Origin of the sequence: Klebsiella sp. GB_Kp047, from assembly GCF_040065235.1 — a bacterium.
Lineage (GTDB): Bacteria > Pseudomonadota > Gammaproteobacteria > Enterobacterales > Enterobacteriaceae > Klebsiella > Klebsiella quasipneumoniae.
Genome location: NZ_JBEAJG010000039.1, coordinates 94,030 through 115,858, shown reverse-complemented (window position 1 = coordinate 115,858; position 21,829 = coordinate 94,030). Strand labels below are relative to the sequence as shown.

General features: G+C 55.8%; 21 protein-coding genes. 12 read left to right on the top strand and 9 right to left on the bottom strand.

All coding sequences use genetic code 11. The annotated features are described in order from the left end of the window. Positions 1 to 133: 133 nt before the first annotated feature. Positions 134 to 1,243, bottom strand: coding sequence for a sn-glycerol-3-phosphate ABC transporter ATP-binding protein UgpC (ugpC, locus tag ABLV76_RS17935; protein ID WP_043521496.1), 1,110 nt, complete (start codon positions 1,241 to 1,243; stop codon positions 134 to 136). A 354-nt stretch (positions 1,244 to 1,597) separates the two neighbouring features. On the opposite strand from ugpC, the gene ABLV76_RS17930 reads away from it, so the two are divergent. The 6 genes from ABLV76_RS17930 (at position 1,598) to ABLV76_RS17905 (ending at position 8,737) form a co-directional block, all read left to right on the top strand. Further along, a complete protein-coding gene (locus tag ABLV76_RS17930; RefSeq protein WP_017898899.1) occupies positions 1,598 to 2,830 on the top strand; it encodes a maltodextrin ABC transporter substrate-binding protein in 1,233 nt (410 codons plus the stop codon). A 62-nt stretch (positions 2,831 to 2,892) separates the two neighbouring features. Beyond that, positions 2,893 to 4,200: a sugar ABC transporter permease gene (locus ABLV76_RS17925; protein WP_080841333.1), complete on the top strand. Its 1,308-nt coding sequence runs from the start codon at positions 2,893 to 2,895 to the stop codon at positions 4,198 to 4,200. Positions 4,201 to 4,210: 10 nt separating this feature from the next. Continuing rightward, the gene (locus tag ABLV76_RS17920) at positions 4,211 to 5,062 is read left to right on the top strand and encodes a sugar ABC transporter permease (protein ID WP_004204761.1); all 852 of its coding nucleotides are present in this window, start codon (positions 4,211 to 4,213) and stop codon (positions 5,060 to 5,062) included. 4 nt (positions 5,063 to 5,066) lie between these two features. Further along, the gene (locus ABLV76_RS17915) at positions 5,067 to 6,269 is read left to right on the top strand and encodes an arabinogalactan endo-beta-1,4-galactanase (protein WP_156234445.1); all 1,203 of its coding nucleotides are present in this window, start codon (positions 5,067 to 5,069) and stop codon (positions 6,267 to 6,269) included. A 30-nt stretch (positions 6,270 to 6,299) separates the two neighbouring features. Beyond that, positions 6,300 to 8,357 carry a beta-galactosidase gene (locus tag ABLV76_RS17910; RefSeq protein ID WP_049093339.1) on the top strand — a complete coding sequence of 686 codons (2,058 nt, stop codon included), beginning with the start codon at positions 6,300 to 6,302 and terminating at the stop codon, positions 8,355 to 8,357. 65 nt (positions 8,358 to 8,422) lie between these two features. Continuing rightward, on the top strand, positions 8,423 to 8,737 hold the full coding sequence (locus ABLV76_RS17905) for a glucose PTS transporter subunit EIIB (RefSeq protein WP_004204757.1): 315 nt from the start codon (positions 8,423 to 8,425) through the stop codon (positions 8,735 to 8,737). Positions 8,738 to 8,873: 136 nt separating this feature from the next. Here the strand turns inward: ABLV76_RS17905 and ABLV76_RS17900 are convergent, their stop codons facing one another. Further along, a complete protein-coding gene (locus tag ABLV76_RS17900) occupies positions 8,874 to 10,145 on the bottom strand; it encodes a maltoporin (protein ID WP_004204756.1) in 1,272 nt (423 codons plus the stop codon). 270 nt (positions 10,146 to 10,415) lie between these two features. On the opposite strand from ABLV76_RS17900, the gene ABLV76_RS17895 reads away from it, so the two are divergent. From ABLV76_RS17895 to ykgO, 3 genes are all read left to right on the top strand, one after another. Continuing rightward, entirely contained in the window at positions 10,416 to 11,486 is a 1,071-nt protein-coding gene (locus ABLV76_RS17895) for a LacI family DNA-binding transcriptional regulator (RefSeq protein ID WP_004204755.1), read from the top strand. 116 nt (positions 11,487 to 11,602) lie between these two features. Further along, the gene (locus tag ABLV76_RS17890; protein WP_004204754.1) at positions 11,603 to 11,866 is read left to right on the top strand and encodes a type B 50S ribosomal protein L31; all 264 of its coding nucleotides are present in this window, start codon (positions 11,603 to 11,605) and stop codon (positions 11,864 to 11,866) included. Then, positions 11,866 to 12,006 (top strand): type B 50S ribosomal protein L36, encoded by a 141-nt coding sequence (gene ykgO / locus ABLV76_RS17885; protein ID WP_002892018.1) that lies wholly within the window; start codon positions 11,866 to 11,868, stop codon positions 12,004 to 12,006. Before ABLV76_RS17890 ends, ykgO begins: the two co-directional genes overlap by 1 nt. Here ykgO and ABLV76_RS17880 read toward each other — a convergent pair. Next, entirely contained in the window at positions 12,003 to 12,701 is a 699-nt protein-coding gene (locus ABLV76_RS17880; RefSeq protein ID WP_004204753.1) for a GNAT family protein, read from the bottom strand. The two genes, ykgO and ABLV76_RS17880, sit on opposite strands and share 4 nt — an antisense overlap. Before the next feature lie 100 nt (positions 12,702 to 12,801). Between ABLV76_RS17880 and ABLV76_RS17875 the strand changes: the two genes are divergently transcribed. Beyond that, complete coding sequence (locus ABLV76_RS17875; protein ID WP_094309518.1) at positions 12,802 to 14,259, top strand: PLP-dependent aminotransferase family protein; 1,458 nt, start codon at positions 12,802 to 12,804, stop codon at positions 14,257 to 14,259. Here ABLV76_RS17875 and ABLV76_RS17870 read toward each other — a convergent pair. Continuing rightward, positions 14,228 to 14,698, bottom strand: a complete 471-nt coding sequence (locus ABLV76_RS17870) for a YlaC family protein (RefSeq protein WP_004204751.1) — start codon at positions 14,696 to 14,698, stop codon at positions 14,228 to 14,230. The genes ABLV76_RS17875 and ABLV76_RS17870 overlap by 32 nt on opposite strands. Positions 14,699 to 14,740: 42 nt before the next feature. Here ABLV76_RS17870 and ABLV76_RS17865 point away from each other — a divergent pair, with 42 nt between their 5' ends. Next, a complete protein-coding gene (locus ABLV76_RS17865) occupies positions 14,741 to 14,863 on the top strand; it encodes a hypothetical protein (protein ID WP_032426076.1) in 123 nt (40 codons plus the stop codon). Here ABLV76_RS17865 and maa read toward each other — a convergent pair. From maa to acrA, 5 genes are all read right to left on the bottom strand, one after another. Beyond that, complete coding sequence (gene maa / locus ABLV76_RS17860) at positions 14,835 to 15,401, bottom strand: maltose O-acetyltransferase (RefSeq protein WP_348878405.1); 567 nt, start codon at positions 15,399 to 15,401, stop codon at positions 14,835 to 14,837. The genes ABLV76_RS17865 and maa overlap by 29 nt on opposite strands. A 158-nt stretch (positions 15,402 to 15,559) precedes the next feature. Further along, a complete protein-coding gene (locus ABLV76_RS17855; RefSeq protein WP_002892050.1) occupies positions 15,560 to 15,778 on the bottom strand; it encodes an HHA domain-containing protein in 219 nt (72 codons plus the stop codon). 26 nt (positions 15,779 to 15,804) lie between these two features. Beyond that, complete coding sequence (gene tomB, locus ABLV76_RS17850) at positions 15,805 to 16,179, bottom strand: Hha toxicity modulator TomB (RefSeq protein WP_002892066.1); 375 nt, start codon at positions 16,177 to 16,179, stop codon at positions 15,805 to 15,807. 484 nt (positions 16,180 to 16,663) lie between these two features. Continuing rightward, on the bottom strand, positions 16,664 to 19,810 hold the full coding sequence (acrB, locus tag ABLV76_RS17845) for a multidrug efflux RND transporter permease subunit AcrB (protein WP_004204748.1): 3,147 nt from the start codon (positions 19,808 to 19,810) through the stop codon (positions 16,664 to 16,666). A 22-nt stretch (positions 19,811 to 19,832) separates the two neighbouring features. Then, entirely contained in the window at positions 19,833 to 21,026 is a 1,194-nt protein-coding gene (acrA, locus tag ABLV76_RS17840; protein ID WP_004204747.1) for a multidrug efflux RND transporter periplasmic adaptor subunit AcrA, read from the bottom strand. Positions 21,027 to 21,168: 142 nt separating this feature from the next. Here acrA and acrR point away from each other — a divergent pair, with 142 nt between their 5' ends. Next, positions 21,169 to 21,819 (top strand): multidrug efflux transporter transcriptional repressor AcrR, encoded by a 651-nt coding sequence (acrR, locus tag ABLV76_RS17835; protein WP_004204746.1) that lies wholly within the window; start codon positions 21,169 to 21,171, stop codon positions 21,817 to 21,819. The last annotated feature ends 10 nt before the right edge of the window (positions 21,820 to 21,829 follow it).

Sequence of the window (21,829 nt, the reverse complement as noted above, 5' to 3'; positions counted from 1 at the left end):
AATAACCTGCGATGCCGGGAGAGAAGGATGATTCCGATGCAGCAGAATAAAAATGAGGGTGTGAATGCCGGGCAGTATGTTTTCCGGCATTCAGTCGCAGCATACGCTGCGCAGATGACAGCAATATGTTGGCTTAGTGGGCGTCCGGCGCCGTGATATCGGCGCTGATGCGCAGATCGTTCTCATCAAACACCATGCAGAAGCGGTCATCGAAGGCCAGATTAATCTTCTGCCACGGGCGGAAATGGACGTCGCCGGGCAGCAGAACCTTGACGTTATCGTGACCGTAGCACTGGCCGAACAGGTAGGTATTGTTGCCCAGACGCTCCACCACTTCACATTGAAACTCCACCACGGTACCGGTGGAGACTTCCGGCGTGAGGTGCTCTGGCCGGATCCCCAGCGTGACCGCGGCGCCGGGCTTCAGCGGTTGGGTGGCAACGTTCAGGGTGAGCTGATGGTCCTGGGCGAGGGTGACCGTTAAGCGCTCTGCCTGCCAGTCGCTGACGGTGGCCGGCAAAAAGTTCATCTTTGGCGAGCCGATAAAACCGGCGACGAACTTGTTGACCGGATTGTAGTACAGCGCCATCGGCGAACCCATTTGTTCGACCTTCCCGTAGTTCATGACTACGATTTTATCGGCGAGCGTCATCGCCTCCACCTGATCGTGCGTGACATACACCATGGTGGTCTTCAGCTCCTGGTGCAGTCGGGCGATATGCAGGCGCATATCGACGCGCAGCTCGGCATCGAGGTTAGAAAGCGGCTCATCGAACATAAACACCCGGGGATTACGCACGATAGCGCGGCCAATGGCCACACGCTGCCGCTGGCCGCCGGAGAGCTGCTTCGGTTTACGATCCAGCAGGTGAGAGAGCTGCAGCGTTTTGGCCACCATTTCCACCTGGCGACGGATCTCCGCTTTCGGCACTTTATTCACTTTCAGCCCATAGCCCATATTCTCCGCCACCGTCATGTGCGGATAGAGCGCATAGGACTGAAAAACCATCGCCACGCCGCGGCGGGCGGGGACCACATCGTTCATCACCTCATCGCCAATCAGCACTTCCCCGTCACTGACCTCTTCCAGCCCGGCAATCATACGTAACAGCGTCGATTTTCCACAGCCGGAAGGGCCGACGAAGACCGCAAACTCGCCATCTTCAATATCGAGATTGACCTGGTGCAGCGTCACCGTGCTGCCGAACCTTTTGGTGACATTCCTCAGTCGTATATTGGACATCCACATTCCCCGAAGTGAGTAGCCGTTGTTTGCCGTTGGCGTGTCGCTGATTTGAGTGTGTTTGTATTACGTGTAACAAATCAGCGTGACGATATTCAACAGCGCTAAAATCATGTCCTGACTATAACTTCCGCGGTTTTTGCGCCATACAGCGGCGTTTCATTTCTGCAAGGATGATCACACAACTGGCAGCTTATGGTAGTTTTATCCCCAATCAAAGCGTAGCGTATAACAAAAGCGAACCAGAGTCTGTTTTCTATGTAACAAGGCAGTTTGAAATGATTTTTTTTCTAACTGGCAGACGTAAGTCAAATAAAAACCATTAAATTGTTATACCTTCACATGAGGTTGATAATGAAAAAGAACACGCTTGCTGCACTGATCCTTACCACCCTCGCGGCGGGGCAACTTACCAGCCTGCAGGCGCATGCCGCCGGGCAGCTCAACGTTTGGGAAGACATTAAAAAATCCACTGGCATCAAAACCGCGGTCAGCGATTTTGAGAAGCAGTACAACGTGAAGGTCAATCTGCAGGAGATGCCTTATGCCCAGCAGCTGGAAAAGCTGCGCCTCGATGGCCCGGCGGGCATTGGGCCGGACGTGCTGGTGATCCCGAATGACCAGCTCGGCGGCGCCGTCGTTCAGGGACTTCTCTCGCCGCTCAACGTTGAGCAGGCGAAACAGGATGCCTTTACGCCAGCCTCTATCAACGCCTTCCGCATGGACAACGCGCTGTATGGGATCCCGAAAGCGGTGGAAACCCTGGTGCTTATCTACAACAAGGACCTGATCGACAAGCCGCTGGACAGTCTGCAGGCCTGGCTGGACTACTCGAAGACCCAGCGCGAGCAGAACAAATACGGCCTGCTGGCCAAGTTTGATCAGATCTACTACAGCTGGGGGGCGATTGGCCCGATGGGCGGCTATATCTTCGCGAAGAACGACGGCGGCGGTTTTAATCCGCAGCAGGTGGGGCTCAATACGCCCGGCGCCGTGGAAGCCGTGACCTTCCTGAAAAAATTCTATGCCGAGAAGGCCTTCCCCGCAGGGATCCTCGGCGATAACGGGCTGAACGCCATTGATTCGCTGTTTACCGAGAAAAAAGCGGCGGCGGTGATCAACGGCCCCTGGGCCTTCCAGCCGTATGAAGCCGCCGGTATCAACTATGGCGTGGTGCCGCTGCCGACCCTGCCGGACGGCAAGCCAATGAGCTCCTTCCTCGGCGTTAAGGGCTACGTGGTATCGACCTGGAGTAAAGACAAGGCGCTGGCGCAACAGTTTATCGAGTTCATCAACCAGCCGCAGTATGTAAAAGCCCGCTATGTCGCCACCGGCGAAATCCCGCCGCTGAAGGCGATGATTGACGACCCGGTGATTAAAAATGACGAAAAGGCCAGCGCCGTCGCCGTCCAGTCGGCTCGGGCGATGGCTATGCCGGGCATTCCGGAGATGGGGGAAGTGTGGGGGCCGGCCAATGCCGCGCTTGAACTGAGCCTCACCGGCAAGCAGGCGCCGCAGGCCGCGCTCGATAATGCGGTGAAACAGATCAAGATGCAGATTGAAGCGATGCAGGCCAGCAATCAGTAATTTACCGTCACGTGAAGTCACCGAGCGGGAGGGGGACCTCCCGTTTGTAGAAGGAGTCGAGTGTGAGCATCCATTCCAGCGAAAATTTTAGCGACGCGCGCGGGCCCGGGCGCCATGCGTGGTGCGGCCTGTTGCTGGCAATCGTGCCGGGTTGCGGCCAGTTTTATCATCGCCAGTGGCTGAAGGGGCTGGTCTTCCTGGTGCTGCTGAGCAGCTTTTTGGGTATTTTTTACGATTTCCTGCGCGAGGGGCTGTGGGGGCTCTATACCCTGGGTGAAGAGGTGCCCCGGGATAACTCTATCTTCCTGTTAGCGGAGGGGATTATCAGCGTGCTGATCGTCGCTTTTGGCGTGCTGATCTATTTTCTCTCGCTGCGGGACGCGTGGCTGAACGGCAAAAAACGCGATGAAGGGGTCGCGCTGAACAGCGTGCGTAAGCAGTACCAGATGCTGCTGAGCGACGGCTTCCCGTACCTGATGATCACCCCGGGCTTTATTCTGCTGGTCTTTGTGGTGATCTTTCCCATTCTGTTTGGTTTCGCCATCGCCTTCACCAACTACAACCTGTACCACACGCCGCCGGCGAAGCTGGTGGACTGGGTGGGGCTGAAAAACTTCGTCAATATTTTCACCCTCTCCATCTGGCGCTCCACCTTTCTGGATGTGCTGCAGTGGACCGTGGTGTGGACGCTGCTGGCGACCACCCTGCAGTGTACGGTGGGCGTGCTGTTGGCGATTCTGGTGAACCAAAAAGATCTGCGCTTTAAGCCGCTGATCCGCACCATCTTTATTTTGCCGTGGGCGGTGCCGGGGTTTGTCACTATCCTCGTCTTTGCCGGGATGTTCAATGACTCCTTCGGGGTGATTAACAACGCGATCCTGTCATTCTTCGGCATCAGCCCGAAGGCATGGCTAACCGACCCGTTCTGGACCAAAACCGCGCTGATCATGATGCAGACCTGGCTTGGCTTTCCGTTTGTCTTTGCCATGACCACCGGCGTGCTGCAGGCGATCCCGGACGATCTGTATGAAGCGGCGACGATGGACGGCGCCAGCGCCTTTACCCGCCTGCGCACCATCACCCTGCCGCTGGTGCTGTACGCGATCGCGCCGATCATCATCACCCAGTACACCTTCAACTTTAATAATTTCAACATTATTTATCTGTTTAACAACGGCGGCCCTGCGGTGGCGGGATCTAACGCCGGCGGGACGGATATTCTGGTGTCGTGGATCTATAAGCTGACGATGTCCTCGTCGCAGTACGCCATCGCGGCGACCATCACTATCCTGCTGTCGATCTTCGTCGTCGGCCTGGCGCTGTGGCAGTTCCGCGCCACCAAATCCTTCAAAAATGACGACATGGCGTAAGGGAAGCAACATGGCTCAATCACCCAGTATTAAACGCGAAAAGTGGATCCGACTCTCTCTCACCTGGCTGGTGGTTATCCTGGTCTCGGTGGTGATTATCTACCCGCTGGTCTGGACCGTCGGGGCGTCGCTGAACGCCGGCAATAGCCTGCTCAGTACCTCGATCATTCCGGAAAACCTGTCGTTCCAGCACTATGCCGATCTGTTCAATGGCAATGTGAATTACCTCACCTGGTACTGGAACTCGATGAAAATCAGCTTTCTGACCATGGTGCTGACCCTGATTAGCGTCAGCTTTACCGCTTACGCCTTCTCCCGCTTCCGCTTTAAAGGGCGGCAGAACGGGCTGATGCTGTTCCTGCTGCTGCAGATGATCCCGCAGTTTTCCGCGCTGATTGCCATCTTTGTGCTGTCGCAACTGCTTGGCCTGATAAACAGCCATCTGGCGCTGGTGCTGATCTACGTCGGGGGAATGATCCCGATGAACACCTGGCTGATGAAGGGGTATCTCGACGCGATCCCTAAAGATCTGGATGAGTCCGCCCGCATGGACGGCGCCAGTAGCTTTCGCATCTTTATTGAGATCATCATGCCGTTGTCGAGGCCGATCCTCGCGGTGGTGGCGCTGTTCTCCTTCACCGGCCCGCTGGGGGATTTCATCCTCTCCAGCACCATCCTGCGTACCCCGGATAAATACACGCTGCCTATCGGTCTGTATAACCTGGTGGCGCAAAAAATGGGGGCCAGCTACACCACCTACGCGGCGGGGGCGGTGCTGATTGCCGTGCCGGTCGCGATCCTCTATCTGGCGTTACAAAAATACTTCGTCTCCGGCCTGACCTCGGGCAGTACTAAAGGATAAGCACATGAAAAGATTTACACCCGCATGGCTTGCGGTTTGTCTGGCATGCAGTTTTTCCCTCCCTTCGCTGGCAGCGGACGCGCTTGAAACCCGCGCCTTTCAGGGTATGCCGGCGGACTTTATTAAAGGCGCGGATATCTCCACGCTGCTGGATGCCGAAAAGCACGGGGCAATTTTCTACGACCAGAATAACCAGCGTAAGGATCCGATCGCCATTCTGAAAGAGAACGGCGTCAACTATGTTCGCCTCCGCCTGTGGGTGGATCCGCAATCGGCAAGCGGCGAGGGCTATGGCGGCGGGAATAACGATCTGGCCACTACCCTGGCGCTGGCGAAACGGGCGAAAGCCCAGGGAATGAAGCTGCTGCTCGACTTCCATTACAGCGATTTTTGGACCGATCCCGGCAAGCAGTTCAAACCGAAGGCCTGGGAAAAGATGGATTATCCGCAGCTGAAAACGGCGATTCATGACTATACCCGGGATACCATCGCCCGCTTTAAGCAGGCGGGCATCCTGCCGGATATGGTGCAGATCGGCAATGAGATCAACGGCGGTATGCTGTGGCCGGAAGGGAAAAGCTGGGGGCAGGGGGGCGGCGAGTTCGACCGGCTGGCCGGGCTGCTGAACGCGGCCATTGATGGTCTGAAGGCGAATCTGCGCAATGGCGAGCAGGTGAAAATCATGCTGCATCTGGCTGAAGGGACTAAGAACGATACCTTCCGCTGGTGGTTTGACGAAATAGAGAAACGTCATGTGCCCTATGACGTGATTGGTTTGTCGATGTACACCTACTGGAACGGGCCGATCAGCGCCCTGAAGGCCAATATGGATGACATCAGCAAACGCTATAACAAAGATGTCATTGTCGTCGAGGCGGCCTATGCCTATACCCTGGCTAACTGCGATAACGCGGAAAACAGTTTTCAGGCCAAAGAGGAAAAGGACGGAGGCTATCCCGCCTCCGTGCAGGGGCAATATCGCTATATTCACGATCTGATGCAGGCCGTAATAGATGTTCCCGACCAGCGCGGCAAAGGTATTTTTTACTGGGAGCCGACGTGGATTGCTGTGCCGGGAAATACCTGGGCCACCCCGGCGGGGATGAAATATATCCATGACGAATGGAAAGAGGGTAATGCGCGGGAAAATCAGGCGCTATTTGACTGCCAGGGAAAAGTATTGCCGTCGGTAAAAGTATTTAATTAATTATTTGTCGTTCTTTTCAGGAAGTTTATTATGAATAAATTTGCACCTTTACATCCAAAGGTTAATACGCTGCTGCATGGCGCGGATTATAATCCGGAACAATGGGAGAATGACCCCGACATTATTGATAAAGACATTGCCATGATGCAGCAGGCAAAATGCAATGTGATGTCGGTGGGCATATTTAGCTGGGCGAAACTTGAGCCGCGCGAAGGGGTATTTGATTTCGCCTGGCTGGATACTATTCTCGATAAACTGTATGCCGCCGGCATTCATGTATTTCTGGCCACGCCGAGCGGCGCGCGTCCAGCGTGGATGTCTCAACGCTATCCGCAGGTTCTGCGGGTGGGGCGCGATAGGGTGCCGGCCCTGCACGGCGGCCGTCACAACCACTGTATGTCATCGCCGATCTATCGTGAGAAGACCCTGAAAATTAATAGCCTGCTGGCGGAGCGCTATGCTGCGCACCCGGCGGTGCTGGGCTGGCATATTTCCAATGAATATGGCGGCGAATGCCATTGCGATCTCTGCCAGGCCCGCTTTCGCGGCTGGCTGAAGGCGCGGTATCAGACCCTGGAGAACCTCAACCAGGCCTGGTGGAGCACCTTCTGGAGCCATACCTATAGCGACTGGTCGCAGATTGAATCGCCTGCGCCGCAGGGCGAGGTGTCGATCCACGGTCTGAATCTGGACTGGCATCGCTTTAATACCGCCCAGGTGACCGATTTCTGCCGCCATGAAATCGCCCCGCTGAAGGCGGCGAATGCCGCCCTGCCGGTGACCACCAACTTTATGGAGTATTTCTACGATTACGACTACTGGCAGCTGGCGGAGGTGCTGGACTTTATCTCGTGGGACAGCTATCCGATGTGGCACCGCGATAAAGACGAAACCGCGCTGGCCTGCTACACCGCGATGTATCACGACATGATGCGCAGCCTGAAGGGCGGCCAGCCGTTTGTGCTGATGGAGTCCACGCCGGGCGCGACTAACTGGCAGCCGACCAGCAAACTGAAGAAACCGGGCATGCATATTCTCTCCTCGCTGCAGGCGGTGGCGCATGGCGCCGACTCGGTGCAGTATTTCCAGTGGCGGAAAAGTCGCGGTTCGGTTGAGAAATTTCACGGCGCGGTGGTCGACCATGTCGGGCACATCGATACCCGTATTGGCCGTGAAGTCAGCAAACTCGGTGAGATACTGAGCAAGCTACCGGAGGTCCGGGGCTGTCGCACCGAGGCGAAAGTGGCGATTATCTTCGACCAGCAGAATCGCTGGGCGCTCGATGACGCCCAGGGACCGCGCAATCTGGGGATGGAGTATGAGAAGACGGTCAATGAGCACTACCGTCCGTTCTGGGAGCAGGGCATCGCCGTCGATGTGATTGACGCCGACGCTGATTTAACGCCGTACCGGCTGGTCATTGCCCCGATGTTATACATGGTGCGCGACGGCTTTGCCGCGCGGGCGGAGGCGTTTGTCGCCAGCGGCGGCCATCTGGTGACCACTTACTGGACCGGCATCGTCAACGAATCCGATCTCTGCTATCTCGGCGGCTTCCCTGGCCCGCTGCGCAATCTGCTGGGCATCTGGGCGGAAGAGATCGACTGCCTGAATGACGGCGAGTTTAATCTGGTGCAGGGCCTGGCCGGGAATCAGTGCGGTCTGCAGGGCCCGTATCAGGTGCGCCATCTCTGTGAACTGATCCATACCGAAAGCGCGCAGACGCTGGCCACCTACCGGGATGATTTTTATGCCGGAAGGCCAGCGGTGACGGTGAACGGCTTCGGGAAAGGTAAAGCCTGGCATGTGGCCTCCCGCAACGATTTGGCCTTCCAGCGCGACTTCTTTGCCGCCCTGAGCAAGGAGCTGGCGCTACCGCGGGCGATCGCGGCGGATTTACCGCCCGGCGTGGTGGCCACTGCGCGCACCGACGGTGAGAGCACGTTTGTCTTCCTGCAGAACTACAGCGCGCAAAGCCATACCCTGAGCCTGCCGTCAGGGTATCGGGATTGCCTGACCGACGCGGCGGTGTCGGACCCGCTGACCCTGTCAGCATGGGATTGCCGTATTCTCCGTCGCCACGCCTAATCCTTTTTTCTCCACGCCTGCTCTGCCGAGCAGGCTTTTTTGTATCTATTACCCTGGAGTTTATGATGGTGAGTTTAAAATCTTTCCTGCACTATTTCTCTCCTGCACGTCCGGCACAGCCGTTAAGCGAAGCGGAAAAACAGCAAATCGAGGCGTTGGTTCAGGCCTTCGGCGGTGAAGCGAATATTACCCAAGTGGACGCCTGTATTACCCGTCTGCGGGTAACGGTTCGTCATCTGGCAGCCGTGGACTCGGACGCATTACAGCAGCAGGGCGCGCTGGGTGTCATTATTCTTGGCCAGCAGGTTCATGCTATTTTCGGTAAGCAGTCCGATGCGCTACGTCAATTGCTGGATGACCATTTTGCCGCGCGGAAATAAATAAAACGGGATAACCTGAAAACAGGTTATCCCGAAAATAAGACAAAGACAGCAGTGGCAATAATGATTACCGGAGGGAAATTAATGACCTTACAGTTGGAGATATAAATAACGTATTTGTCTTACCAGCGCGATATTACCACCAGGCTTCAACCTGTACGCCGAAATTCCAGGTATTATTCGCCGTCTGGTCTTCAAACGGTTTACCATCTTCGGAATCATTCAGATACGACGCGAAAATACGTAATTCCGGGCGTGACATAAAGTCCGGCCCGTCCGCCAGGCCCAGCGCAATGGTATATTTCTCACCGGCCTGTTTGTAGCTGGTGCCATTGTTATAGCTGTCTTTCTGATAGAAACCGCCGACTTCGCCAATCAGGCGCACGTAGTCGGTGAACTGATACTGCCCGCGGGCGACCAGCGACAGCATCCGCGTTTTATCGGTATAGTCGGTAATGTCATCCGCCGAGCCCCAGGTCAGAACGTGGTTGATGGAGAATTTCTCGGTAATGGGGATCAAACCGGTGTTAATCACGCGATAGCCGGTGGCGTCGTTCACGTAGTTCCACATATCGTACCAGCCGCCGCCCTGGGAGACCATATTCTGCGCCAGACCTTTGTTGGCATACTGCAGCACGGTTTTGTTATAGCCGCCCAGCATATCCTGACTGATTTCACCGGTCAGCATCACGCCATTTTCGGCATCGTACAGCCCGCCGTAGCTGTCCTGTTTTTTGGTGGTGTTCGGCATGGCGTAGTCGATGCCGAATTCGGTCCACGACCCGGACCACGGCTTCCATCCCGCGTAGCGTAAATCGATATAGTTGATATTGACGTTGCTGTCGCCATCGACGCGATAGTCAACGTCGTTGGCATCGCCGCGGATCCACGCCAGCGAGACGGCGCCCGGGCCAAGGGTGTAGTTTTCCACCCCGGCCCCGGAGCCGGAAATGTTCCAGTATTTAGTATCGATGATGTGCAGGTCGTGACGCTGGTAGTAACGTTTGCCGCCCCAGATCACCGCATTCGGATCGCCCGGGATCAGCCCTTTGATCTGCAGGTTCAGCTGACGTAAGCCGAACTGCGCGTCATCGTTCAGCGTGGTTTCATTATCGTTAGAGCCATCGGAGACCATGCTGACCATGCTGTCGAGATAGAAACTGACATCATCTTTTTTGTAGACCTCGGAGCCTAGCTCCAGCTCGCCGTAGGTATCCGATTCGTTCCCCAACCGGCCCAGCTTGTTCTTTTGCCATTCCGCTTCGCTACCGTCGCCGGAGACCCCAACCCCGGCACGCAAATAGCCATGAAAATCAACGGTCGGGATCGCAGCGGTAGCCGCAAAGGCGGAAGGGGCGATTAGCGCAGCGGCTAATGCTGTGGAAAGGACGCGCAGTGTCGTATTCATCTCTATCCTCTTATTGTTTTGTATTACGTTCACATAACTGATGTCATAAAATGCCTAAATGTAACTTCAGGCAAATGAGATATGATTATTGTGTGACTAAGTGCAAATAATAACGCTGGTTTTTGTTGTGATGAGTGAGGTGATTCACAATTAACCTGGTTGTGAACGTAATACTTTTTGTGGTGTAATTTTGCGATGAGAGGTAGCGGTGAGCGTTTTTTCAAATGGCCCCTGTTACAATCATGGGATAACAACATAAGGAACCGGACCATGAAGTCTAAAAGCGCTACTCTGGAAGACGTCGCTCGTCATGCGGGCGTCTCTTACCAGACCGTGTCCAGGGTACTCAACAAATCTGCCAATGTATCCGAAGCGACGCGCCGCAAGGTGGAGAAATCGATAGAGGCTCTGCGCTATGTGCCAAACCGGCTGGCGCAGCAGCTGGTGGGGAAGGAGAGCCAGACGGTCGGACTGGTGACGATTTCGCTGGCCTGGCATGCCCCCTCCCAGGTGGCGGCGGCGGTAAAACGCTATGCCAATCTGGAAGGTTACCAGGTCCTGATTTCAATGATTGATGAGAGCGTCAACCAAAGCATCCAGGATTCCATCAATGAGCTGAAGTCTCAGCGGGTGGATAAGGTCATTATCAACGTGCCGCTGGAGACTGAACAGGCGCAGAAAATCGCCGCTGACAATGATGATATCGTCTGCCTGTTTCTCGACGTTGATCCCTACAGCTCCGTGTTTAACGTTTCGTTTAACCCGGCGGACGGCACCCGGGCCAGCGTCAAATATCTCTATGAGATGGGGCATCGGGAGATTGCGTTGCTGGCAGGCCCGGACAGCTCTGTATCGGCGAAACTGCGGCTGAAAAGCTGGCTCGAGACCCTGGATGGCTACGGTCTGAAGCCGGTGACTGTCCTGCGCGGCAACTGGGATGCGCAGAGCGGCTACGCCGGCGCGCTGCAGATGCTGCGGGAAACGCCTAATTTCAGCGCCGTGCTGGTGGGCAATGACCAGATGGCGCTGGGGGTGCTCAGCGCCTTCCATCAGCATCAGGTGGCGGTGCCGGGAGAGAAGTCGGTGATTGGCTATGACGATACCTACGAAAGCTCCTTTTTCTATCCGGCATTGAGTACGGTCTCGCTGGACCTCGACCTGCAGGGGAAAGAGGCGGTACGGCGGATCCTCGCCAGTACCAGCGGCGCGGCGCATACCTCATCCATCCTGCCGGCGCGCCTGGTGATTCGCCATTCCAGCGGCGCCAGAGTCGAGCAGGGGAAAGATCTGCAGGCTATCGCGGAGCAACTTCGCGCTATCGCCCACCGTCTGGCGCCCTGAAGCCAAAGGCGAGGAAACTCGCCTCTTTGTTATTACCCCTGATATGACCATGGTTGATCTTTGTCGTGGAACGGCGTACCTTAATTGTTATGTTATAACATAATTACGAGGTCATCATGAAAGCCCATATCCATCCTCCCTATCGCACGGTGGTGTTTCACGACACCAGCGCCAATGAATATTTTAAAGTTGGCTCAACCATCCGCACCGAACGCGTGATTGAGCTCGACGGTGAGACGTATCCGTATGTGACGATCGACGTCTCCTCGAAATCGCATCCGTACTACACCGGCAAACAAAAAACGTTCGCCAGCGAGGGTAGCGCGGCCCGTTTCCGCCAGCGCTTTGGCGGCTTCATTGATGCAAAAAGGAAGGCATGATGCAGGTCGTTAACTCATTACGCAGCGCCAAACAGCGCCACCCGGATTGTCAGCTGGTCAAACGCAAAGGGCGGCTGTACGTGATCTGTAAGAGCAACCCCCGCTTCAAAGCAGTGCAGGGGCGCAAAAAACGTCGTTAACGGAAGCTTTCCAGGGGACGGCGCTGCTGGCCGTCGGCGGTAAAATTGTCGGCGGCCAGCCATTGGCGCATGGCGCTATCCAGCTGCGGCCATTCGCCATCAATCACTGAAAACCAGTCCGTGTCCCGGTTGTGTCCTTTGCTCACCAGTGCCTGACGAAAACGTCCTTCGTACTGAAATCCCAGTCGCCTTGCCGCCCGGCCTGACGGCGTATTGAGGCTATTGCATTTCCATTCATAGCGACGGTAGCCGAGCGTCTCGAACACATACTGCATCAACAGCCAGTGCGCTTCGGTGGCCATAGCCGTTCGGCTCAGCAGCGGAGAGAAATGGACATGCCCCACCTCGACCACGCCATGGGTGGCATCGATGCGCATTAACGCCAGCGAGCCGACCGCCGTTCCACGCTGCTGGTCAACGACGGCGAAATGGATCGGATCGGCCAGCGTCGCAACCTGCGCCACCCAGGCGCTAAATTCAGCCAGGCTGGTTTCCGGTTCGCGCAGCAGCCACGTCCAGCTGCGGGCGTCGGGCGCCAGCTGATGGGCAGCAAACAGATCGCTGGCGTGGGCGAGGGTGAGTGGTTCGAGCCGACAGCGGCTGCCCTGAAGTACCTGCCGGGTCGGCCAGGGGCGGGGTTGCCAGTCGGGCAGCGCGGCGCCGAGCGCCTGTCCAAACTGATTGTATTCACACATTGCGGTTTCCTTATTGGGGATGTACAGGCAGCGTACGCGCTGGCTGGTTCCATAAAAAGTGCCATTAGAGTATGTTTTTATGGATCCACGAGGAGGCGACATGAATATACCGGACGATGCGTTTTATGGGTTGGTGACGCAGGGGATGCGGCAGCGAACGGACGAAACCCTGCAGCGCGCCCTTTACCACACTTTGCGCCATGCCATCCTGCAGGGAACCCTGGCGGCCAGCTGCCGTTTGCCAGGATCGCGCGTGATTGCCGGTCGACTGCATCTGTCGCGTAATACGGTGAATGCCGCACTGGAGCAGCTGACGCTGGAGGGATACCTGACGCGAAGCCGTCAGGGGACGCAGGTGGTGCCGCTCGCCGCTAGCCGTCGGCAGGAGGTAATCGCGCCACCCGTTGTGCTGTCTGAGCGGCTGCAGGGGCTGCCAGCCGCTATGCGCCGTGACTCGCCGGCGCTGCCGTTTACGCCTGGCATGCCGGCGGTGAACTATTTCCCGCTGCCGCTATGGCGGCGGTTAATCGATAAGGCATTGCGCGACGAAGGCAGCACGCTGCTGGGCTACGGTGAGGCCGCGGGCGATCCCCAACTGCGGGAGGCTATCGCCCGCCATCTGGCGCTCTCCCGGGGCATCCGGTGCGATATCCGGCAGATCGTCATCACCGAGGGGGCGCTGGAAGGGGTCAACTTATGCGCCTCGCTGTTGACCAACCCGGGCGACAGCGTGTGGCTGGAAGAGCCGGGGTACCTGGGCGCCAGGAGTGGTTTCCAGCGAGCGGGGCTGCGGGTCTGTGGGATGGCCGTCGATGGTGAAGGGATGTGTATTGCCAACGGCGTGGCAGAGCCACCCCGGCTGATTTTCACCTCTCCCTCTCATCAGTATCCCCTTGGGAGCGTCATGAGCGCCGCGCGGCGTCTGGCGCTGGTGGAGTATGCCCATCGGCACGGCGCGTGGATTGTGGAGGATGACTACGACAGCGAGTTTCGCCACAGCGGAGAGCCGATCCCGGCGATGCTGGGGATGGTCCCGGATGCCCCGGTGGTCTATCTCGGCACCTTCAGCAAAACCCTGTTTCCGGCGCTGCGTATCGGTTTTATGGTCATGCCGTCCGCGCTGGCGGATGCCGCTCAGGAGGCCATTGGCGCGCTGCTGCGCGGCGGGCACCGCGCTGAACAGCGTGCGCTGGCCAGCTTTATCGAGATGGGACACTATGCGCGTCATCTGGCAGCGATGCGTCGTCTGTACCGCAAACGTCAGCAACAGCTGCGCGAGGCGCTGGCACAAGAGATTACCGTGCCGTGCGAAGTCCTCGGTGGGGAAGGGGGACTCCATCTGACGTTGGCCATAGAGGGGATCGACGATCGAACGATTGCGCAGCAGGCGCGTCAGTTTCAGCTGGCGCCCGCTGCGCTAAGTCATTTCTATCTCGACCCGCGGCGGGGGCGGAGCGGCCTGGTGCTGGGGTATGGCAATACTTCGGCTTCCCGCTATCCGCTGGCGCTGCGGACGCTGAATCGTCTTATTGCGCAGTACCGGCGCGGGTCAGCGTAAAGACATCGTAAAAGGAGAGCTCGCCTTTGGTGTCGACCATTTTTTTAAGCTGTGCCTTCTGCTCGCTATCGACGTCCGGCGACTGCAGGATACGGTCGATCAGCTGTCGGGGGACAAAGCGGGTGTTGTACCATTCGCCGTTGTAACACACGCGAAAGTCGAGGACATCGATATCTTCGTAACGATAGCGTGGATAGACATCAAAGAAGAAAAAAGCGTTGAACAGGATGAACAGCACCACCAACAACCAGACCGAATCCACCAGCGTTTCAGAGCGCAGCATGACCACCAGCGTCGCCAGAAACGCGGCATACATGGCAACAAACAGGCCCGGATGGTTGCGGATAAAACTGATGCTAAAACGCGGGCGATTATCGCGTTTTTCCTGCACGTTAAGTTCGTCAATGGTGTGAGTCAGCAGGCGTTGTATTTCTGTCATCTTGGTCCCCGAATTCTGCAATAAGCCCGCCCCGTGCGCCCGATGGATCAGGTGCGGCAGGCTCAGCCTGAAGGTTATTTTATGTTGCAGTATTCTGCGGAGAAAGTAACAGATCAGTTACAGAAAAGCATAACAGTTACGCATTCGGCGGCGGAAGGCGCTTGATGATCTGCGCCGGGTTGCCGCCGACAACGGTACTGGCGGGAACGTCTTTAGTGACCACCGCTCCGGAGGCGATGACCGCATTATCGCCAATGGTCACCCCGGGATTGATCACCGCCCGACCACCAATCCACACATTGTGGCCAACGGTCACCGGTTTGCCATATTCCTGGCCGCTGTTTCGGGCCTCAGCATCCAGCGGATGGGTGGCGGTATAGATATGGACGCCCGGCGCCAGCATGCAGTTATCGCCAATATGGATAGGGCAGACGTCCAGCATCACACAGTCGAAATTGGCGTAAAAACCGGCGCCGAGAAAGATATTGTAGCCGTAGTCGCAGCGAAAGCTTGGCTCGATATACGCATCGCCAGCGCGACCGAACAGCTCGGCCAGAATATGCTGACGCTCTTCCTGCGCATTCGGGGCGGAATGATTATAACGGTGCAGCAGCTGTCTGGCGCGCAGGCGATCGGCGCGAAGCGTTGGGTCGCCAGATAAATAGAGCTCACCGGCGATCATTTTGCGTTTTTCTTCACTCATTGGTCTTCCTTATACCTGACGTTAGAGGGTCGCAACAGTATAAAAAAGAAACCGGTTACAAGTTTGCTGTTGGCTGAATGCTGTGATGACTATCACAAAGATGTCCTGCTGAGGCTGGCGATTACCATCCGGTCAGCAGACCGCGTCGGGCGCACTAATTAGCGGATAAATTTCCAGACGGACGTCGGGATTTTATCGTACAGCTTATTCATAGTCAGTTCAGCCAGACGATGATCGGCGGCTGAGTAAAATACCGCCAGCTCATTATCAGAAAGTTCATATTTGTTTTTTTCAATGACGCGCTCCAGCGTGTCAATTGTCTGGCAACGACGTAAGCGCATCAAATAGTCTGTTTTAGTTAATGGCTTATCAGACATAATTCCACCTTTTGATTGTAATAATCCTAACACGAAAGACTGGCCGGATTTTCCCGGCTGGCGTTGACAAAACAACGAAATAACCGATTACCGGATTTTTTCCACTTTTGCAAATCCGTAGAGTTAATGCCGTAGTTACTGAACAACGTAAATGTGTCGTCCAGATATTCGTCAACCTGAGCGATCAGCTTATTATCCTCAGCGTACTTAATTTTATAATTAAGGGCGAATGTGGCAATGTGCTCGATCAGTTCATTTAACTGGAGATTGACAGCCGATGTCGGGTCGTTGACCCAGCCATGGTTGCTCTCTTCCAGGTTTGCAAGGCAGTCATGATACAGCGTTTCGCAGAGAAAGCGTAGTTGTGCGATATCATGTCTTTTTGGCGAGTATTCGTCCATAACGCATCCCCTTTTGAGTGGTTTAAACGACGACTAACAAACACCGTTGTGGGATGAACACGACTAACTGACCTGACACTAACTGAGTAATCCTGCTGATTTAACTATAATCCACTCTCCAGGAGATTTCATCGTGCTATTACGAAAAATTACAATTATCAGAGAGAAATTATCTTAAAAATAGACGAATTAATTTCTGCGGCCCGGGCGCGCAGCCTGAAAAATAGAGATGTCTTATCAATCATTGGTTTAAGACAGGCAGTCGTCGCGTTCAGAAACCGCCGGCCGTGAATGATGATATTAGGATTATTCCTGGTAAATGAGCGTAAGAAGATCCTAAGGGCTAAACAGCGCGATAGATATAGTCTGCAACACATCAATAGATATTAAATGCAGCGCGAAAAATAAACAATGGCAATATGTGCCCTGTCGGTAATGAACAAAAAAAGGGCCGCGGTGGCGGCCCTTTGTTCAGTAGTGCAGATTAATGATGCTCAACCTGATGGCTGTGCTCAATATCTTCCGTTTTCTTACTAAAGCGGCGACGAACCACCACAAAGAACACCGGCACGAAGAAGATAGCCAGGATCGTCGCGGTCACCATCCCGCCCATTACGCCTGTACCGACGGCGTTCTGCGCACCGGAGCCAGCACCGGAGCTGATAACCAGCGGCATAACCCCAAGGATAAACGCCAGAGAGGTCATCAGGATCGGACGCAGACGCATACGCACCGCTTCAAGCGTCGCCTCAATCAGCCCTTTGCCCTCTTTCTCCATCAGGTCTTTGGCGAATTCAACGATCAGTATCGCGTTCTTCGCCGACAGGCCGATGGTGGTCAACAGGCCAACCTGGAAGTAAACGTCATTGGTTAAACCGCGGAGGGTGGCGGCTAACAGCGCGCCGACCACACCTAACGGTACGACCAGCATGACCGAGAACGGAATCGACCAGCTCTCATACAGCGCTGCCAGACACAGGAAGACGACAATCAGCGAGATGGCATACAGGGCAGGGGCCTGGTTACCGGACAGCCGCTCCTGATAAGACATCCCGGTCCAGTCGTAGCCAATACCCGACGGCAGTTTACCCGCCAGCTCTTCCATCAGGCTCATCGCCTCACCGGTACTCTTGCCTGGCGCTGCCTGGCCAAGAATTTCCATCGATGGCAGACCGTTGTAGCGTTCCAGACGCGGCGAACCGTATTCCCAACGCGAGGTGGAGAAGGCGGAGAACGGCACCATCTGGCCATCGCTGCCGCGAACATACCACTTGCCGATGTCCTCCGGCAGCATACGGTATTTCGCTTCGGACATGATGTACACTTTCTTCACGCGGCCGCGGTCGATAAAGTCGTTGACATAGCTTCCGCCCCAGGCAGCGCCTAGCGTGGTGTTAATGTCGCTGATGGAGACGCCCAGCGCCTGGGCTTTTTCCTGATCGATATCGACTTTGAACTGCGGTGTATCTTCCAGACCGTTAGGACGCACGCCGGTCAGCACGTCAGGATGCTGCGCCACCATGCCAAACAGCTGATTACGTGCCTGGGTCAGTTTTTCGTGTCCCAGGCCGCCCTGATCAATCAGCTGGAAGTCAAAGCCGGTCGCGGTACCCAGTTCAACGATAGCCGGCAGGTTAAAGGCGAAGACCATCGCGTCTTTAATCTGCGAGAAGTAGCCCATCGCCCGACCGGTGATCGCTTCAACTTTGTTTTCTTCGCCCGGACGTTGGCTCCAGTCTTTCAGCGAGACGAACGCGATACCGGTGTTCTGGCCGCGGCCGGCGAAGCCGAAGCCGTTAACCGCAAACACGGATTCCACGTTGTCCTTCTCTTTGGTGAGATAGTAATTCGTCATCTCATCCAGCACTTTCTGCGTGCGCTCCTGGGTGGCGCCGGCAGGCAGCTGGGCCATACTCAGGAATACCCCCTGGTCTTCGTCCGGCAGGAACGAGCTCGGCAGACGAACGAACAGCCACGCCATGCCCACCACGATGATCAGATACAGCACCAGATAGCGACCGGTGCTGCGCAGAATGTTGCCTACGCTGTCGGTGTAATGGTGCGTGCTCTTATCGAACATGCGGTTAAACCAGCCGAAGAAACCGGTGGTCGCGCCGTGGCTGCCTTTCTGAATCGGCTTCAGCATCGTGGCGCACAGCGCCGGCGTCAGGATCAGCGCGACCAGTACCGATAGCGCCATTGCGGAAACAATGGTGATGGAGAACTGGCGATAGATGGCGCCGGTTGAACCGCCGAAGAATGCCATCGGGATAAATACCGCCGACAGCACCATGGCGATACCTACCAGCGCGCCCTGAATCTGCCCCATCGATTTACGCGTCGCTTCTTTCGGCGGCAGGCCTTCTTCGGCCATGACGCGCTCGACGTTCTCGACCACCACGATGGCGTCATCCACCAGCAGGCCGATGGCGAGCACCATCCCGAACATCGTCAGGGTGTTTATCGAGAAGCCAAACGCCGCCAGCACCGCGAAGGTCCCTAACAGGACCACCGGCACCGCGATGGTCGGGATCAGCGTGGCGCGGAAGTTCTGCAGGAACAGATACATCACCAGGAAGACCAGGATGATCGCTTCCACCAGCGTTTTAACCACTTCGTGAATAGAGATTTTCACGAACGGGGTGGTGTCATACGGGTAAACGATTTTCATCCCCGACGGGAAAAACGGCTCCATCTTCGCCAGTTCAGCGCGGATCGCGTTGGCGGTATCCAGCGCGTTCGCGCCGGTAGCCAGTTTAATACCCAGACCGGACGCTGGCTGGCCGTTATACTTCGCCACCACGTCATAGCTTTCGCCACCCAGCTCAATTTTGGCGACATCACGCAGACGAACCTGGGAACCATCCTGGTTCACCTTCAGCAGGATGTTGCCAAACTCTTCCGTATTGGTCAGACGCGTCTGTGCGACGATGGACGCGTTGAGCTGCTGGCCTTTCACCGGCGGCGTACCGCCTAACTGACCAGCGGCTACCTGGGCGTTCTGCGCTTTCAGAGCGCTGATCACGTCCACCGGCGTGAGCTGGAAGTTATTCAGTTTATTCGGATCCATCCAGATACGCATCGCGTACTGGGAACCGAAAAGCTGAACGTCGCCGACGCCGCTGGTACGGCTGATCGGGTCCTTCATGTTGGCCGCCACGTAGTCCGAAATATCGTCCTGGTTCATGGTGCCGTTGGTGTTAATAACGCCGACAACCATCAGGAAGCTGCTGGACGCTTTCTCAACGCTGATCCCTTGCTGCTGTACTTCTTGCGGCAGCAGAGGGGTGGCCAGGGCCAGCTTGTTCTGAACCTGAACCTGGGCGATGTCCGGATCGGTACCGGATTCGAAGGTCAGGGTGATGGTCGCCGTACCGGTGGAGTCGCCATTCGAGGACATGTACATCAGGTGATCGATACCGTTCATATTCTGTTCGATAACCTGAGTCACGGTGTTTTGCACGGTTTCGGCGTCAGCACCGGGGTACATGGCGGTAATGGAAATTGCTGGCGGCGCAATCGTCGGATATTGCGCCACCGGCAATTTGAGGATCGATAATCCCCCAGCCAGCATGATGATGATGGCGATCACCCATGCAAATATGGGGCGATCGATAAAGAAATTAGGCATGTCTTAACGGCTCCTGTTTAAGTTAAGACTTGGTTTGTTCTGATGGCGCGTTGCCTGCGGCTTGCTGTTTATCATCAGAAGCTACTTCCTGCGCTTTTACCTGCACGCCTGGTTTGATTTTTTGCAGGCCGGTGACGATAACGCGATCGCCGGATTTCAGACCGTCAGTGACCAGCCATTTATCGCCAATCGCTTGAGAAGCAGTGACCTGGCGGACTTCGACCTTATCGCCTTCACCCACTACCATGACGCTGGCATCGCCGCGCGGCGTACGGGTGACACCCTGTTGCGGCACCAGCAGGGCGTCAGGGTTAACCCCTTCTTCCAGACGGGCACGGACAAACATCCCCGGTAGCAGGGTGTGATCCGGGTTAGGGAAAATAGCGCGCAGCGTGATAGAGCCGGTGGTCTGATCGACGGTGACATCCGAGAATTCCAGCGTGCCGGCCTGCGGATACTTAAGACCGTCGTTAGTCACCAGCTCCACTTTCGCTTTCCCGTTTTCCTGTTTCAGACGGCCATCGGCCAGCTCCTGTTTCAGGCGCAGGAAATCATTGCTCGACTGGGTGACGTCGACATAGATCGGATCCAACTGCTGAACGGTTGCCAGGGCGGTTGTTTGACCATTTTGCACCAGCGCCCCTTCGGTCACCGCGGATTTACCAATGCGGCCGCTAATCGGCGAGGTGACTTTGGTGTAGGCCAGATTGATGCGCGCGGTTTCAACGGCTGCTTTCGCCGCGACCACGGCCGCATTGCTCTGCTGCGCCGTCGCGACGGCGGTATCGTAGTCTTGTTGACTGATATATTTAGTGCCTAACAGTTTCTGATAACGCTTGACCGTCAGTTGATCCATGTTTGCCGCCGCCTGGGCTTTTGCCAGGTCGCCTTTGGCGCTGTCATAGCTGGCCTGATAGGTGGCTGGATCGATCTGATACAGGGAAACGCCGGCCTGGATATCGCTACCTTCCACGAAGTTACGTTTTAAAATAATGCCACTGACCTGAGGACGAACTTCCGCAATGCGATAGGCGCTGGTGCGGCCTGGCAGTTCGGTGGTTATTTGTAGAGGTGCGGATTTGAGCGTCACAATACCGACTTCCGGCATGTGCTGGGCTCCTTGTTGAGCCGGTTTATCGTCACATCCTGTTAGCGCTAAGCTGCCTGAGAGCATCAGAACGACCGCCAGAGGCGTTAACCCTCTGTTTTTGTTCATATGTAAACCTCGAGTGTCCAATTTCAAAATGTTCAGTGGCTCAAACAACCACAAACCCACTACAGTCTTTCTATTATGGTCGTGCTATGGTACATACATTCACAAATGTATGTAAACGTAACCTCTGTAAAGTCATTAACCTATGGCACGAAAAACCAAACAACAGGCACGTGAAACCCGGCAACTGATTCTGGATGTTGCTCTGCGTCTGTTTTCGCAGCAAGGCGTATCATCTACCTCGTTGGCAACAATTGCAAAAGCTGCGGGTGTAACGAGGGGGGCTATCTACTGGCATTTCAAGAATAAATCAGATTTATTCAACGAAATTTGGGAGCTGTCAGACGCCAGTATTAGCGATCTCGAAATTGAGTATCGGGCAAAATTCCCCAACGATCCACTCTCAGTTATCAGGGAGATATTAGTCTATGTTCTTGAAGCGACAGTGACAGAAGAGCGTCGTCGGTTGATGATGGAGATTATCTTCCATAAGTGCGAATTCGTCGGAGAAATGACCGTAGTGCAGCAGGCCCAGCGGCAGCTCTCCCTGGCGAGCTACGAGCGTATCGAGCAAACCTTAAAAGAGTGTATCGCGGCGAAGCTGTTGCCTGCCAATTTACTCACCCGGCGAGCGGCGATTTTAATGCGCAGCTACCTTTCAGGCCTGATGGAGAATTGGCTGTTTGCTCCCGACTCGTTCGACCTGCATGCGGAAGCGCGTGACTACGTCGCCATCCTGCTGGAGATGTATCAATTCTGCCCCACGCTTCGCGGCCCGGAGAGCCTGCCAGCTTAACGAAGCGTGC